The 15,689-nt window shown below is 73.0% G+C and carries 15 protein-coding genes and 1 rRNA gene; all 16 read right to left on the bottom strand.

Going from position 1 to position 15,689, the window contains the following annotated elements; genetic code table 11:
- Positions 1–74: 74 nt before the first annotated feature.
- Positions 75–752: an NUDIX hydrolase gene (locus MWU75_RS19235; RefSeq protein WP_247094010.1), complete on the bottom strand. Its 678-nt coding sequence runs from the start codon at positions 750–752 to the stop codon at positions 75–77.
- Positions 752–2,434 (bottom strand): CTP synthase, encoded by a 1,683-nt coding sequence (locus MWU75_RS19240; RefSeq protein ID WP_247094012.1) that lies wholly within the window; start codon positions 2,432–2,434, stop codon positions 752–754. Before MWU75_RS19240 ends, MWU75_RS19235 begins: the two co-directional genes overlap by 1 nt.
- 6 nt (positions 2,435–2,440) lie before the next feature.
- Positions 2,441–3,547, bottom strand: coding sequence for a glycosyltransferase family 4 protein (locus MWU75_RS19245; protein WP_247094014.1), 1,107 nt, complete (start codon positions 3,545–3,547; stop codon positions 2,441–2,443).
- A 4-nt stretch (positions 3,548–3,551) separates the two neighbouring features.
- On the bottom strand, positions 3,552–5,204 hold the full coding sequence (locus MWU75_RS19250) for a lipid II flippase MurJ (protein ID WP_247094016.1): 1,653 nt from the start codon (positions 5,202–5,204) through the stop codon (positions 3,552–3,554).
- A 16-nt stretch (positions 5,205–5,220) separates the two neighbouring features.
- Positions 5,221–6,126, bottom strand: a complete 906-nt coding sequence (locus tag MWU75_RS19255; protein WP_247094018.1) for a hypothetical protein — start codon at positions 6,124–6,126, stop codon at positions 5,221–5,223.
- A gap of 5 nt (positions 6,127–6,131) precedes the next feature.
- Positions 6,132–7,274, bottom strand: coding sequence for a copper transporter (locus MWU75_RS19260; RefSeq protein WP_247094020.1), 1,143 nt, complete (start codon positions 7,272–7,274; stop codon positions 6,132–6,134).
- Complete coding sequence (gene steA, locus MWU75_RS19265) at positions 7,271–8,458, bottom strand: putative cytokinetic ring protein SteA (protein ID WP_247094022.1); 1,188 nt, start codon at positions 8,456–8,458, stop codon at positions 7,271–7,273. Before steA ends, MWU75_RS19260 begins: the two co-directional genes overlap by 4 nt.
- Positions 8,455–9,189 carry a phosphatase PAP2 family protein gene (locus tag MWU75_RS19270; RefSeq protein ID WP_247094024.1) on the bottom strand — a complete coding sequence of 245 codons (735 nt, stop codon included), beginning with the start codon at positions 9,187–9,189 and terminating at the stop codon, positions 8,455–8,457. The genes steA and MWU75_RS19270 overlap by 4 nt, the downstream gene beginning before the upstream one ends.
- A complete protein-coding gene (gene recN / locus MWU75_RS19275; RefSeq protein WP_247094026.1) occupies positions 9,186–10,928 on the bottom strand; it encodes a DNA repair protein RecN in 1,743 nt (580 codons plus the stop codon). Before recN ends, MWU75_RS19270 begins: the two co-directional genes overlap by 4 nt.
- Positions 10,929–10,937: 9 nt before the next feature.
- Positions 10,938–11,825 carry an NAD kinase gene (locus tag MWU75_RS19280; protein ID WP_247094028.1) on the bottom strand — a complete coding sequence of 296 codons (888 nt, stop codon included), beginning with the start codon at positions 11,823–11,825 and terminating at the stop codon, positions 10,938–10,940.
- Entirely contained in the window at positions 11,826–12,650 is an 825-nt protein-coding gene (locus MWU75_RS19285) for a TlyA family RNA methyltransferase (protein ID WP_247094030.1), read from the bottom strand. It abuts the gene before it with no gap.
- Positions 12,651–12,657: 7 nt separating this feature from the next.
- A complete protein-coding gene (locus MWU75_RS19290; protein WP_247094031.1) occupies positions 12,658–12,864 on the bottom strand; it encodes a hypothetical protein in 207 nt (68 codons plus the stop codon).
- A 55-nt stretch (positions 12,865–12,919) separates the two neighbouring features.
- Positions 12,920–13,747 carry an HAD-IIA family hydrolase gene (locus MWU75_RS19295; protein ID WP_247094033.1) on the bottom strand — a complete coding sequence of 276 codons (828 nt, stop codon included), beginning with the start codon at positions 13,745–13,747 and terminating at the stop codon, positions 12,920–12,922.
- Entirely contained in the window at positions 13,744–14,406 is a 663-nt protein-coding gene (locus MWU75_RS19300) for a tetratricopeptide repeat protein (RefSeq protein WP_247094035.1), read from the bottom strand. The genes MWU75_RS19295 and MWU75_RS19300 overlap by 4 nt, the downstream gene beginning before the upstream one ends.
- 59 nt (positions 14,407–14,465) lie before the next feature.
- On the bottom strand, positions 14,466–15,185 hold the full coding sequence (locus tag MWU75_RS19305; RefSeq protein ID WP_247094037.1) for a hypothetical protein: 720 nt from the start codon (positions 15,183–15,185) through the stop codon (positions 14,466–14,468).
- A gap of 201 nt (positions 15,186–15,386) precedes the next feature.
- Positions 15,387–15,503: ribosomal RNA gene (rrf, locus tag MWU75_RS19310) — 5S ribosomal RNA — on the bottom strand.
- Between the last annotated feature and the right edge of the window lie 186 nt (positions 15,504–15,689).

The raw sequence follows: 15,689 nt of genomic DNA on the forward strand, positions 1-15,689 counted from the left end.
GTAGTGGCCAGGACCGGGGGCTTCGGTCGCGTGGTCGCCAGGACCGGTGGCTCCCGGTCGTGCCCCCTCTTCGGCTACGCCTGGCGCAGCCGCGGATGCGCGGGCCACGGCTCGTCGGCCGCGCGCAGTGATGCCCAGTCGCGGGACCGCGCCACGTGTGCGCTGAGGAGCCCGACGGCCACCGTCGCGTTGCGGATCCGCCCGGCCAGCACGGCGTCCACCGCGACGTCGAGATCGACCCAGCCGGACGGCATACCGAGCTCCTCGTGCTCCCGCTCGAACGCCTCGTGGGCGGGCACGTCGATCAGGTCGCGCGCGAGGTAGACACGCAGTGCCTCGCTGAGCCCGCCGGGTGAGGAGACGTAGTCGGCCAGCAGGTCCCAGCGCCCGGCCCGCAGGTCAGCCTCCTCGTAGAGCTCACGTGCGGCGGCCTCGTGCGGTGCCTGACCCTCGGAGTCAGCATCGAGCAGGCCGGCGGGCAGCTCCCACTCGAAGGTGCCGACCGGGTGCCGGTACTGCTTGATGAGCAGCACCTCAGGCGTTCCCCGGTCCTCGCGCAGGGCGAGGGTGGCGACGGCACCAGGGTGGTCGACATACTCCCGGACGACGGTGCCCGCCTCGCCGAGGTCGACGGTGTCGCGGCGCACGTCCCAGACCCGCCCCTTAAGGGCCAGCTCGGAGTGAGCGACCGGTCGGGGTGCGACCTCGTCCACCAGGTCGTCCGCGTGCAGCCGCGGCGCCGCCAGCGACATCAGCCGGCGTGGGTGCGCTCGACCTCGACCAGCCTCTGACTGCGCTGCACGGCGAGGGCGGCCGCGACCAGGCCGGCGAAGAGCGGGTGCGCCCGGTGCGGTCGCGACTTGAACTCCGGGTGCGCCTGCGTGGAGACGTAGTAGGGGTGCACGTCCGCGGGCAGCTCGACGAACTCCACGAGCTGACCGTCGGGCGAGGTGCCCGAGATGACCAGGCCGGCCTCGGTCAGCTGCTCGCGGTAGGCGTTGCCGACCTCGTAGCGGTGCCGATGGCGCTCCTCGACCTGCGTCGTGCCGTACGCACCCGCGATCACCGACCCCTCGGTCAGCACCGCCGGGTAGGAGCCCAGCCGCATCGTGCCGCCCAGGTCACCGGCGCCCTCGACGAAGGACCGCTGCTCCTCCATGGTCGCGATGACGGGCGCCGGCGTCGCGGGGTCGAACTCGGTGGAGCTGGCGCCCTCGATGTGCGCGGCGTTGCGGGCGTACTCGATGACCATGGCCTGCAGACCCAGGCAGATGCCCAGCGTCGGCACCTGGCGCTCCCGCGCCCAGCGGAGGGCGCCGATCTTGCCCTCGATCCCGCGGACCCCGAAGCCCCCGGGGACCAGGATCGCGTCGACCCCGCTGAGCGACTTGGTAGCGCCGGCCTCGGTGCGGCACTCGTCCGAGGCGACCCAGCGGATCGAGACCCTGGCGTCGTTGGCGAACCCTCCGGCGCGCAGCGCCTCGGTGACGGACAGGTAGGCGTCCGGGAGGTCGACATACTTGCCGACGAGGGCGACCTCCACCTCGTGCTCGGGCTCGTGCACCCGCTGCAGCAGCGCGTCCCAGTCGGTCCAGTCCACGTCCCGGAACGGCAGCCCGAGGGTCCGCACGACGTAGGCGTCCAGGCCCTCCCCGTGCAGCACCTTGGGGATGTCGTAGATCGAGGGGGCGTCCACGCAGGCCGCGACGCCGTCGACCTCCACGTCGGACATCATCGAGATCTTGCGCTTGATCGACATCGGGATGTCCCGGTCCGCCCGCAGCACCAGCGCGTCCGGGCTGATGCCCACCTGACGCAGCTGCGCGACCGAGTGCTGGGTCGGCTTGGTCTTCAGCTCACCGCTTGGCGCGAGGTAGGGCACCAGCGACACGTGCACGAAGAAGCAGTTGGCCCGCCCCAGGTCGTGCCGGACCTGCCGCGCGGCCTCCAGGAACGGCAGCGACTCGATGTCACCGACGGTGCCGCCGATCTCGGTGATGATGACGTCGGGCGTCTCCTCCGGCGGCAGCTCCGTGGCGTCGGCACGCATCCGCGACTTGATCTCGTTGGTGATGTGCGGGATCACCTGGACGGTGTCCCCGAGATACTCCCCGCGGCGCTCCTTGGCGATCACGTCGTGGTAGACCTGCCCGGTCGTGACGTTGCCGCGCCCCCGCAGGTTGACGTCGAGGAAGCGCTCGTAGTGCCCGATGTCGAGGTCCGTCTCGGCCCCGTCCTCGGTGACGAACACCTCCCCGTGCTGGAACGGGTTCATCGTCCCCGGGTCCACGTTGATGTAGGGGTCGAGTTTCTGCATCGTCACGCGCAGCCCGCGCGCCCGGAGAAGAAGTCCGAGGCTGGAGGCGGTCAGGCCCTTGCCGAGTGAGGAGGCGACTCCTCCGGTCACGAAGATGTGTTTCGTCTGGTCCGCCACGGGCTGTCAGTCTACGTCACGCGACGCGGCGCCCGACGAGGCACGCCGATACGCGGCCAGCGCGGCCTGCGCGGCGTCCTCGGGGGTGGGCAGGTCCGCGGCCCGGGCCAGGGCGCGTTCGCGCAGATCGGCACGCAGTATGTCGTCAGCCAGCACCGCGGTCAGCGCCGCTCCGAGCGCCTCCAGATCGTCGCCCGGCACGAGCAGACCGGCTCCGTCCAGGACCTCCCCGGTGCCGCCGACGTCCGTGGCCACGACCGGCGCCCCGACGCTCAGCGCCTCCTGCAGCCAGACCGGCTGGCCCTCCCACCGGGCCGCCGAGACGGCGACGTCCGCGGCCGCGAGGAGGTCCGGCACGTCGGTCCGGTGGCCGAGCAGCCGGACGGGCAGACCGGAGCGGTCGATGCGGCGCTGCAGGGCCTGCGCCTGCGGACCCTCCCCCGCGATCACGACCTGCGCGTCCTGGGCCGTGGTGCCCGCGGCGTCCAGGGCGTCCAGAAGCCGGTCGAAGCCCTTCTGCGGCGCCAGCCGGCCCACCGCCACGACCAGCAGGGTGTCCCCGACCAGCCCCAGATCCCTGCGCACCGCATCTTGGTCGCGGGTGGCCTCGGCGCGCACCGCGGGCACGATGGCCGGGGCGACATCCCTGGCCCCGCGGTCGCGGGCGGTCTCGATGAGGTCCTGGGAGACGCCGAGCACCAGGTCCGCGCCCCGGCAGACGACGCGGTCCAGGTTCCAGTGCACGACGGCCGCCAGGCGTCCCTCGGGGGCGTTGTTGTGCGTGGTGACCACCAGCGGGGTGCTCCCGTCGTCGCGGGCGAGCACCGACAGCGCACCGGCGCGGACCCCGTGCGCGTGCACGACGTCGACATCGGGCATGATCTCGCGCAGCGTGGCGACCGTGTGCCGGTCCCGGTGCGGCAGCGGTCGCGAGCCGACCTCGATCGGCACCACCTCGGCGCCCGCCTCGGCGAGGCAGAACCGGGCTGCGACGACCGCCGGGGCGGCCACCACGAGGGAGTGCCCCAGCTCGGCCAGACTGCGGGTCAGCTGCTCGACGTGCCGACCGACACCCCCGGCGACCACCCCGGTCACCATCAGGATCCTGCTCACCCCGTCATCTAACCCCACGACGCCTGATCCCTCCCACCAGGTCCGCGAACGCCGCGGGCGTCCCGAGGCGGAGGGCGGCCAGGGCGGCCACCAGGACTGCCGCGCCACCGAGCAGCCCACCCGCCAGTGCCGCACCCCAGTGCGTGACATCGAGCCCGCCCGCGAGCTCGCGGAACGCGAGGGCCACCAGTGCACCGCCGAGGGCGATCGCGGCGGGTCGCCAGACGCCCTGTGTCACAGCACTTCCCCAGGACCGACGGACCAGCACCACGAGGAGTATGCCGGTCAGGGACATCCCGATCGAGCTCGCCTGCCCGAGGGTCACCAGGGTCGTGGACGGCGTGGGCCCGGTCCCCGCCAGACGGATCACGGGCAGCGCCGCAGCCACGAACCAGCCCAGCGCCACGACCGCTCCGGCGCCCAGGGCCGAGCCCCGCGCGAAGAGGGCGCGGGACAACAGTGCGGTGATCGCAAACCCGAGCAGGCCGGGGGCGTACCACGCCAGGGCCGAGGGCAGCGCCAGCAATGCCGCCTCCCCCGCACCACCCCCTCCGGCGTCGATCGCGCGGAACAGGCTGCCCACCTCCCGCCGCACCGTGATCAGGGCGACAGCCCCGACCACCCCCGCCACGGCCACGGCCAGCAGGGTCCGGCGCAGGACCGGGGCTGCCTCCCGCGAGGTGAGGCGCGGGAAGGCCGCGGTGGCGAGCGGGACGGCCAGCACGGCATACGGCAGCAGGTAGGCGGTCTGGGCGTAGGTGTAGACGTTGAGCGTGCCGACCCCCTGCGCGGAGTTGGCGAGCCACACGGTGACCAGCACGCAGACCTGCTGGGCCGCGACGGCGACCAGCCCGGCCACGGCCAGCGTGCCGACGCGCCGCGCAGACCCCTCGGGGAAGCGCCAGGCCGGGCGCAGCCGGACGCCGGCCCGCCAGGTCGGGACGAGCAGGGGCAGGCTCAGGGCCAGCACGCCGGCGGTCGTGCCCCACGCCAGCAGGAGGATCGCGTTCCGGGGTGTGCCGCCCAGTCCGGCGTCCGGAGCGACCCAGGCGCCGTAGGCCAGGTAGACGCCGATCACGACGAGGCTGGACAGCAGCGGGGCGACGGCGGCGGCGAGGAATCGGCGGTGCGCCTGGAGCACGCCCGACAGGACGATCCCGATGCCGTAGAGCACCACCTGCGGGGCGAACACCATGAGCATCGTGGCGCCGGTGTCGATCGCTGCGGCGCCGCAGGTCTGGTCCGCGCCGAGCAGTGCCCGGGCGATCGGGCGGGCCAGCAGCGCGACCAGGAGCGACAGGGGCAGCAGGACGACGAGGCACCAGGTGAGCAGGGCGGAGGCGGTCCTGTCGGCGAGGTCCTCCCGGCCACGGTGCAGGTGGCCGGAGACCAGCGGCACGACGACAGCCGCCAGTGCACCGCCGGCGGCGATCTCGTAGAGCGCGTTGGGGACCTGGTTGGCCGTCGCGTAGATCTCGCCGACACACGTGGCGCCGACGCCGTGGCTGAAGGCCAGCCAGCGCCCCAGGCCCACCGCCCGACCGACCAGCGTGACCACCGCGATCAGCCCGGCCGCCCCGGCGATGCTCCCGACGGCCAGTCGCGTGCTCGGCCGAGCGGCACCACCTCCGGCCGTCTGCGGGCCCGGCGTGCTCACGGCAGCCTGCTCGTGCTCACCGCGGTTCCCGGCCCAGGGCGTCCAGCTCGCGCAGGACCGGTGTGGACTCGATGACCTTCGTGAAGCTGACCCTCTCCGAGGCCAGCGTCAGGCCGGTGACGACCGCCAGGGTCGCCGTCCGTGCCACGGGTCCCTGGCGCTGGACGAGGGCCAGCCCCAAGACCGCCCCGAGGGGGTTGGCGCCGGTGTCCCCCAGCATGCTCGACCCCGCCAGGTCGTCGGGCAGGAGCGCCAGGGCCGAGCCGAGGGTGACCGCCGCGGCCGGGGACCCCGGACCGGTCACCACGAGGGGCACGGCCGCGAGGACGCCGACCTTCAGCGCCCTCCCGGGCCGCAGGTCGAACAGGTTGGCCAGGTTGGCCGAGCCGGCGACGACCGCCGCCCCGGCGAGGGTGCCCCAGACCGTGGCAGGCCGCAGGCCGCGGTGGTCCGCAGGCTGCGCGGCGGTCCGGGTGCGGCCACGGTGGTCCGCCGACAGTGCTGCGAGGCGGGTGCGGCCGCGAGCATCGTCCAGCGCTGTGACGACCAGGCCGGTCGCGACCAGTCCGACGACCTTGAGCGCACCGGTGGTGACCCGGCCGTGCGCGAGGGCACGGAGGTGCCCCGCCAGGCCCTTGCGGTCGGTGTCCTGCCGGAGGTCGTCCAGCGCCCCGAGGGACCCGGCGCCCAGCGAGGCCACGGCATACGGTAGCGATCCCCCCGGCCAGGCAGCGCCCGTCGCGAGAGCCGTGCCGGCCGTGCCGGCCACGAGCGCGACACCCTCGAGGAGCGTCACCGGGTGCCCGGCATGGTTGGTGCGTTCCCACCGTGCCGCCCACGGTCGGTCGCGGGCCGCACGCAGCCGGTGCCACACCAGCGCGGTGCCCACCGCACCGGCCGTGGTGAGGAGTCCGTCCCGCACCACCCTCACGGCGTCGGTTCGCCCGTGGAGGAGTCGGTGTCGGTCGTGGGTGCCACCGGGCCCAGCTCGTCGTCGGTGGGCGGCGTCTCGAGGGGCTCGGTCGGGTCCGGCTCCTCGGTCGGCAGCGGTGGGCCCGGGTCGCCCGGCTCCGTCTCCTCGGGCAGCGGCTCCGGGACGGTCGGCAGCGGCCCCACGGCGTCCGTGCCCAGGCCCCAGTGACCGGGCTGGCCATCGATCGCCCAGCGCAGGCCCAGGACGGCGGCGAGCTGTCCGGCCGCGCCCTCGACGTGGTCCACGCTGCTCACCGTCTCCGCGATGGCGGACTCCGCGCGGACGCCGCGCACCACCGGGGACTCTGCGGCCTGCACCGGGTCGGAGTAGCTCTCGGTGCCGTAGCCCGCGACCAGGGTCGGGGCGCCGAGGACTCCGAAGGCGGCGATCAGGTCCAGCGACTGTTGCAGCTGCGGGTTGCCCGCCTCGTCCTCCTCCACCTGCTCGGTGGTGAGGTCGCCGGTGACGATGACGAACGAGTCCGGGGGGTCGGCAGTCAGGCCCGCCTCGTCGTCAGCCCAGTTCACGTCGAGGAAACCCAGCTCGACGAGCCGGTCCGTGGCGGTGCGCCAGGCGCCGCTGCCGGCCACGACCTCCTCCCCGGTGAGCGCCGCGGCGAGCACGGTCTCGGCGGTGGGCTCGGCTCCCTCGCGAGGCTCGGGGTCGGTCAGCGTGGGCGCCAGCTCTGCGGCGGCCTCGTGGCGCGTGGCCGCTGACTCGGGGTCGGACCACGCCTCGTCGAGCCGTGCAGTCTGCACGACCCGGCCCCCGGCCGTGGCGATCTGGTCCTGCACCTGGCCAACGATGTTGCGGTCCGCGCCGGGCAGGGTGACCACCGCGACGCGATGGCCCGTCAGCTGGTTGCGGGACACCGTCGGGGTGACGATGGCGATGACGTCGTTCTTGAGCTCCTCGCGGGCCTGGGCCTGGTCGAGCTGGGCGCGGAGGTCGTTGCGCTCCTCGCGCAGGTCACGGACCTGGGCCTCCAGGGTGGAGGAGATCTCCTGACCGAGCGGCCCTGCGCCAAGGACGATGCCCACGGCGAGCGCCATGAAGACGGCCACCAGGGAGACCAGGTGGTACCGGAAGTCAATCACCCGAACAGTCCTCCGATCCAGGCCAGCAGGTCGTCCCAGCGGACGGCGAGCACTCCCATGGCAGTCCGACCGCCGGGGGTGGCCGCCAGCGCCGCCAGCACCGCGAGCAGGCCGGCCAGCACCAGCCAGGTCAGGGCTCCCGAGGAGATCCGGCTGCGGTAGAGCAGGCTCACGCCCTTGGCGTCGACCAGCTTGCTGCCGAGCCGCAACCGGGTCAGGAACGTCGAGGCCATCCCCTGGCGCCCCTTGTCGAGGAACTCGATCAGCGTCGCGTGCGTGCCCACGGCCACGATCAGCTCGGCGCCCTTGCCGTCCGCGAGCAGCATCGCCACATCCTCGCTGGTCCCGATCGCGGGCAGCACCACGGCGTCCTCGATCCCCAGGGACTCGACCCGGTCCAGCCCGGGGGCCCGACCGTCGCGATAGGCGTGCACGATGATCTCGGCGCCGCTGCGGAGTGCGGCATCCCCCACGGAGTCCATGTCACCGACGATCAGGTCGGGGGTGTAGCCCAGCTCGAGGAGGGCATCCGCTCCCCCGTCGACACCGATCAGCACCGGGCGGGCCTCGCGGATGAACGGCCGCAGGGTCTGCAGGTCCTCCTTGTAGTGGTAGCCGCGCACCACCACGAGCACGTAGCGTCCCTCGATGTCCGTGCGGATTTCGGGCAGCCGGATCCCGTCCAGCAGCAACTCCCGCTCCTCACGGACATACTGCATGGTGTTGCGGGAGAAGGCCTCGATCTGCTCGGAGATGTTGCCACGCGCCTCCTCCATGGCCTCCTCGATGACCTCGAGGTCGAGCCGGGATCCCTCCGCCACGAGGTGCTCGTCGACCAGCAGCTGCCCGCCCGTGACCCGTCCGATCGCCCCCTCGGTGACCTGGGTCAGCACGGTCTCGCCCGCCCGGTCGATCAGCGGGATGCCGGCGTCCAGGAGGATCTTGGGCCCCAGGTTGGGATAGGCGCCGCTGATGGACGCCGCGGCGTTGATGACGGCGACGGGACGGCAGGCCACCAGCGCGTGGGCGCTGACCTGGTCCAGGTCCTCGTGGTTGATCACCGCGATGTCACCCGGCCCGAGGCGCTTGGTGAGGTTCTTGGTGCGGGCGTCGACCCGGACCGGTCCCTCCACGGAGGGGCCGTCAGGCGCGGCCGCGGGCACCGGGGATCTGGACAGGCTCATGGTGGCACCATCGTGCCACGCCTGCCCACCGAGCCGCCCCTGACCGGCCGTGGAGCGAGTATGCCGAGGAGCAGCCCGCTCACGCCCGTCACCAGCAGCGCGGCACCGATCACGTCACCGGGCAGGTGCGCGTGCATGGTCACGTTGCCGACCGTGATCGTCACCACACCGAGCACCCAGAGCACCGGCGCCCACCATCGGCCCAGTGCGGCTCCCCGTCGGCCAGGTGCCTCGCCCGGCTGGCCCAGTGCCTCGCCCGGTCCGCTATCACGCGCTGACCGCACCGACGACGGCCACACGCACGCGACGGACACCAGCACGGCATACCCCGCGACGGCGTGACCCGACGGGAAGCTCTGGGTGCCGAGGCCCGCCCACCCGTCGTCGACCCGGTCCAGCACGACCAGGCTGAGCGCCGGCACCAGCACCGCGGTCAGGGCAGCCCGGAACCGGCGCGCCCGCAGCGCCAGCAGGACGAGTGCCACGGCCAGGACGCCGGCGGCGACCACGAGCACCGGGCGTGCCAACCACGACAGCGCCTCCCGCACCGACCAGGGGAGCCCGTGGATCAGCGGTGAGGCCAGAGCGGCGTCGAAGCGCTCGCCCAACGTGGTGTCGATCCAGAACTGCGCCAGGGCCGCGAGCCAGGCCCACGAGGCGAGCCCGACCACGACCCAGAGGAGCCGCCAGACCGGATCCCTCGCACCGGCCCCGCGGGTGACCGCCCTCACCGGGCCAGCCGCTGGGGTGCGTGCTCCTCAAGCAGTTCCCTGGCGTGGTCGAGGGCCGCCTGCGAGTCGGTGACCCCGCCGAGCATGCGCGCGATCTCGGCGACCCGGTCGGGGCCGTCGACGGAGCGCACGTCACTGGCTGTGATGGCCCCGTCGGAGCTCTTGTGCACGACGTGGTGCCGGTCGGCGAAGGCCGCCACCTGGCCCAGGTGGGTCACGACGATCACCTGCGCCGTCTCCGCGAGCCGGGCCAATCTGGCACCGAGGTCCAGCGCCGCCGCACCACCGACGCCCGCATCGACCTCGTCGAAGACATACGTCGGCACGTCCCCCTGGGCGGAGACCACCTCCAGCGCGAGCATCACCCGGGAGAGCTCACCGCCGGAGGCCGCGCGGGTCACCGTGCGCGGTGGCGCGCCGGCGTTCGCCGCGAGCAGGATCTCGACCTCGTCCAGGCCGTGACCCCAGGCGCGGACGCACTCCCCGCCGGGCAGGGCCAGCCCGTCGTCGTCGGGCCGGTGCCGGACGACGACCTCGACCCGGGCACTGCCCATCGCCAGGTGCGCCAGCTCGGCACCGACCTCCTCCCCCAGGCGCGCGGCGGCCTCCTGCCGAGCCCGCGTCAGCGCTGCCCCGGCGGAGGCCAGCTCGTCACGCAGGCGCAGCTCCTCCCGGGTCAGCTCCGCGATCCGGTCGTCGGCTCCGTCCAGCTCGGCGACCTCGGCCGCAGCGCTCTGTGCCCACGCCAGCACGGCAGCCGAGCTCTCGCCATACTTGCGCAGCAGGGACGTCAGGACCGACCGGCGTTCCTGCACCCAGGCCAGCCGGGCGGGGTCCACCTCGATGGAGGCGGAGTATGACGCGAGGTCGGCTGCCAGGTCGGCCGACAGATAGCTGAGCTCGTCCAGGCGACGCCGCAGCTCCTCGAGCGTCGGATCGTGCTCGGTCACCGGCGCCAGGGCATGGCTGCTGGCCGCGAGGAGCTCCACCACGGGTCGGACCTCCTCGGCGGCGGACTCCTCACCCCCGGTGAGCGCCGCGTGCGCGGTCTCCGCGGCCTGTTGCAGCCCGTCGGCGTGCGCGAGGCGGAGCTCCTCGGCGCGCAGGTCGTCCTCCTCCCCCTCGACCGGGTCCACCGCCTCGATCTCCTCCAGTGCGGTGCGCAGGAGGTCGGCCCGGAGGGTGCGCTCGGCGCCGGCCGTGCTCAACCTGGCGAGCTCCACGCGGGTGGCCGTCCAGCGGGTGTGCGCGACGCGGTAGGTCTCCAGCGCCTGCCGGACGGGCTCTCCGCCGTAGGCGTCGAGGAGCACCCGGTGCTGGTCGGGTGCAGTCAGCCGCCACTGGTCGGCCTGGCCGTGGACGGCCATGAGGTGCTCGCCCACCTCGCTGAGCACGCCGACCGGTGCGGCTCGGCCGCCCACGTGCGCGCGGGAGCGCCCCTCGGCGCTGACGGTGCGCACCAGGATCAGGCCGTCCTCGGTCTCGCCGCCGGCGGCCTCGACACGCTGGGCGGCGGGGTGCGCGGGTGCCACGTCGACCTCGCCCTCGACCACCGCCGAGGAGGCGCCGGAGCGGACCATGGCGGAGTCGGCCCGGGCGCCGAAGAGCAGCCCTAGGCCGGAGACGACCATCGTCTTGCCGGCACCGGTCTCACCGGTGATGACGTTGAGGCCCGGGGACAGCTCGAGCTCGGCGTCCTCGATGACGCCGAGTCGTTGGATCCGGATGCGGGTCAGCACGGTGGCACCCTAGGCGGGTCCGCCGTCGGGCTTCCCGCGCCACCCCGCGACGGGCAGCGCGAACTTCCTGACGAGCCGGTCGGTGAAGGGGTCGGACGAGAGGCGGGCCAGCCGCACGGGCGTCTCGCTGCGCCGCACCTCGATGCGGGCTCCCGGCGGCAGGTCGACGGTCCGTCGCCCGTCGCACCACATCACCCCGTGGGTGGTGGCGTGCGGCACGACCTCGACGGCGACGCGGGTGTCCGGGCCGAGCACGACCGGGCGCGCGAACAGGGCGTGGGCCGAGATGGGGACGACGAGCAGAGCCTGCACGTCCGGCCACACGATGGGTCCGCCACCGGAGAAGGCGTAGGCGGTGGACCCGGTGGGCGTCGCGACCACGACTCCGTCGCAGCCCCAGGTGGACAGGGGCCGTCCGTCGATCTCGACGGTGAGCTCGAGCATCCGCTCGCGCGCCGACTTCTCCACCGATGCCTCGTTGAGGGCCCAGGTGTGGGCGACCCGGCGGCCGTCCTGGTAGACGTCGACCTCCAGGGTCATCCGCTCCTCGACGCTGTAGTCGCGGGCGACGATGCGTTCCACGACCTCGGCCGTCTCCTCGCGCTCGGCCTCGGCGAGGAAGCCGACCCGCCCGTGGTTGATCCCGAGCAGGGGGATGCCCGCCCCGCGGGAGACCTCGGCGGCCCGCAGGATCGTGCCGTCACCACCCAGGATGACCACGAGCTCGGCCTCGGCGGCCAGCTCGGTGACCCCGGGATCGTCCTCCAGGCTGGCCCAGCCCTGCTCGAGCTCGTGCACCTCGATGCCGTGGGCGCGCAGCCGACCGGCCACCTCGGTGGCCATGGCAGGCAGCTCCGGGCGGTTGGCGTGGGTGACCAGCAGGATGCGACGGGTCAACTACTCGTCCTCCTCGGTCAGTGCACGGATGCGGGCGCTCGTGGCGCCCGGCTCCATCATGCCTGCCGAGTATGCCGCGAGCCACAGCAGGTACTCGGTGTTGCCGTGGGTGCCGGTCACCGGGGAGCGTTCGATGCCGTGGGCCTGCCAGCCGAGGTCCGTGGCGGCGCCCACGACGTCCCGGAGGGCGCGAGCACGCTCGGCGGCGGAACTCACCACTCCCCCGTGCCCCAACCGCTCCCGGCCCACCTCGAACTGGGGCTTGACCAGGACGATGACGTCGCCGTCGGGCTCCACGAGTGGTGCGACGGCCGGCAGCACGAGGCGTAGTGAGATGAAGGAGACGTCTCCGACCACCAGGTCGAAGGTGCCCAGTTGCTCAGGCCCTACGTCACGGATGTTGGTGCCGGGGAGGTCGGTCACCCTCGCGTCGGCGACCAGCTCGTCGACGAGCTGGTCGTGGCCCACGTCCAGGGCTGTGACGTGCGAGGCGCCGTGCTCCAGGAGCACCTGGGTGAACCCGCCGGTGCTGGCGCCGACGTCCAGGCAGCGACGTCCGGTGACGTCGACGCCCCACGTGGTGAGGGCGTGCAGGAGCTTGAGGGCACCGCGGCCGACCCACCGGCTCTCCCCCTCGGCGGTGACGCGGACCTGGTGGCCCGGCCCCACGGCATACGACGGCTTGTCGATCGTGACCCCGTCGACCTGGACCGCACCCCCGCGCACCAGTCGCTGGGCCGCGGTCCGCGACCGCGCGACCCGCGTCCGGACCAGGTGCTGGTCGAGCCGCTCGGCGCCGTCCATCCGGGAGCCCGGGCCACTCACTCTGGTATCACGTGGACGGGCCGGCCCCGGCGACTCGCTGCATGCCCGAGGCTGCGGCGTTGCCCGGGGAGGACTCTGTGAGCCGCTCCTGGAGACGACGTTGGGCCTGGGCGGCGGCGGCAGCACGGTCACCCAGGGGCTGATCAGCGGTGGCGCGGAACCCCTCGACGATCTCATCGACCACGGGGTCCCCGGTCTGCGGCGGCTGGCTCATGCCCGTCAGGCTATCGCGGCGCACGGACAGAGCCGTGCACCATCCACAGGCGGGGTCAGGCGCCGTCGTTCCAGTGCTCGGCCAGCCCCGGGATGGTGTCCGCGATGAGATCTGGTTGCTGCGCCTCGGGCGCGCGGTCGACATCGGTGCGGCCGTGGACCCCGGTCAGCACCAGGGCGGTCCCCAGACCGACACGCTTGGCGCCCTCGATGTCGGTGTCGAGCCGGTCGCCGATCATCAGCACGTCCGCTGCGGGCAGACCGAGTCGCTGGAGGGCGATCTCGAAGGCGGGAGCGTGCGGCTTGCCCGTCACGAGGTCCGGTTGCCGGCCGGTCGCGTGGGCGACGGCGGCGACCAGCGACCCGTTGCCCGGCGCTTGGCCGCGCTCTGTCGGCAAGGTTGCGTCGGTGTTGGTCGCGACCCACCGGGCGCCAGCCGCCACAGCGTAGGTCGCTTCAGCCAGCTGGGCCCATCCCACCGCGGCCCCATAGCCCTGCACCACTGCAGCCACGATCGCGCTGCCTCCGCGACGCAGCACGTCACCGGGCTCGACCACCGGGATTCCCTGCTCGTCGAGCGCGGCCGCGACACCGGGACCCCCGACCGGGAGGGCGAACTGGCCCTCCGGCACCGGGTGGTGCTGGCGGAGATAGCTCGCCGCGACCTGTGAACTGTTCAGCACCTCGTCGGCGTGCGCCTCGACCCCGAGGCTCTCCAGGTGCTCGGCGACCTCGCCCGGCAGACGTGCCGCATTGTTGGTCAGGAAGAGAACGGGCACGCCGGCCGCGCGCGCGGCGGCCAGTCCCTCGACGGCACCGTCGCACGCCGTTGCGCCCCGGTAGACGACACCATCGAGGTCACAGAGCAGTCCGCGATAGGTCACGGTTCGGGGTCCGACTCGGGGTTCGCCTCGGGTGCAGTCTCGAGGTCCGGCTCGGAGTCCGTCTCGGAGACCGCCTCCAGGTCCGGCTCGGAGTCCGCCTCGGGGGCGACATCAGTGATGTCCACGCCGTCCAGGTCTGCGAGCCGGTCGGGCGCGTCCGTGAGGGCGTCCTTGTCGGCATCGACCGCTCGCGCGAACCACTCGCGGGCCTCCACCTGGTGACCCATAGCGAGGAGTGCGTCAGCGTAGGCGTAATAGAGCCGTGGAGCCCAGGACCGTTGCGGCGGGCTCGCCTGCACCAGGTCCCGCAGCGTCTGAATCGCGGCCTCGCCCTGACCGAGATCTCGTCGCGCTCCACTGACCACGATGGCCAGCTCCACCCGGTCCGCGGCGCTAAGTGAGTCTGCGGCAGCTTCCTGGGAGAGCTCGATCGCCCGGTCGGGCCGGCCGAGACCCCGCTCCACATCGGCGATGTGCGGCAGGAGGTGATTCGACCCGCTGAGCCGACGCGCCGTGCGGAACTCGCGCAGCGCCTCTGCCCATTCCGCCCGGCGGTAGTGAACGAAACCCAGGACCTCGCGCACGATCGCCACCCGTCCCGCCCGCCGAGAGGCGTTCTCGGCGTGCGCCAGCGCGCCGTCGAGATCATCGGCGGCCAAGGCCTCGGTAGCGGCAACAAGGTGCCTGGCGACGCCCTCAGCGTTCTCCTTACTCAGCGTCAGCAGCTCGCGCCGGGCCGCTCTGTCGAGCTGTCCCGCCTCGATGTGCTCAGGGATCTCGGGTTCCGGCTTCCGCTCCGGTCGGGGACGGTAGACCCTGTTGTCGTCCTCGCGGAACGGACGGTCAGCCCCGCCGCGCGCGGCGTGGCCACGGTAGCCTCCCCCATCCCGCGGTCCTCGCGACTCGCGGTCGCGATAGTTCTGCCGATCGCGAACACCTCGGTCATCGCGCCGCCCACCACGGTCATCACGACGGTCATCGCGCCGCCCACCACGGTCATCACGACGGTCATCGCGCCACCCACCACGGTCATCACGACGAACATTGCGCCGCCCACCGCGGTCATCACGTCGATCGCCACCGCGCCCGCCACGGTCATCCCAACGGTCGCCCTGCCTGCCACCGCTCGTCCGGGGCCGTCCCTTCCAGGAGTCCTGGCCCTCGCCTCGTCCTTCCCGGGGGCGCCATTCGCTGCCGCCACCACGCCGCTCGCTGCCGGCCCCGCGGCCACGCCACTCACCGTCACGACGCGCGTCGCCGTCCCGCGTTCCTGGCCGACCTCCCCGCCTGCGGTCATCACCGCGACCGGCCGCATCGCCGCGGCGGTAGTCACCACGGTCCCCCCGTCGATCAGCACCCCGGTCCCCACTCCGGTCCGCACCGCGGTCTTCTGATCGGCCAGCACCCCGGTCCCCTCGCCGGTCCGCACCCCGGTCATCTGATCGATCGCTGCGCGGACGGTGTCGCCGATCGTCGCGCTGGTCGTCAGGACGTGACGCCTCCGGCGGTTCCTGAGCCATGGTGCCTCCTCGTTTCAGTTCTGCGGCAGTCTACGCGGCCACATCGTGGCGCCCGACCCGTGAAATGCGTCGAGCCCCGCCCGGACCATAAGGGTCTGGGCGGGGCTCGATGAATGTTTGTCCGGCGGTGTCCTACTCTCCCACACCGTCTCCAGTGCAGTACCATCGGCGCTGAGAGGCTTAGCTTCCGGGTTCGGTATGTGTCCGGGCGTTTCCCTCTCGCTATGGCCGCCGTAACTTTATGGAGATATCAACCACACCCGTGGTGGGTGTGGGGTCCGCCCTCGTGGCCCCGGTGTGTGGGGGTGGGGTGGTGTCCCGTTTGTATCTCGGGAGCTACACAGTGGACGCGTGTCATCTTTGTTGTTTAAGTTGTCGGCTTATTAGTACCGGTCAGCTCCACACATTGCTGTGCTTCCACA

It is taken from the genome of Ornithinimicrobium sp. F0845, from assembly GCF_023015765.1.
Taxonomy (GTDB): Bacteria; Actinomycetota; Actinomycetes; order Actinomycetales; family Dermatophilaceae; genus Ornithinicoccus.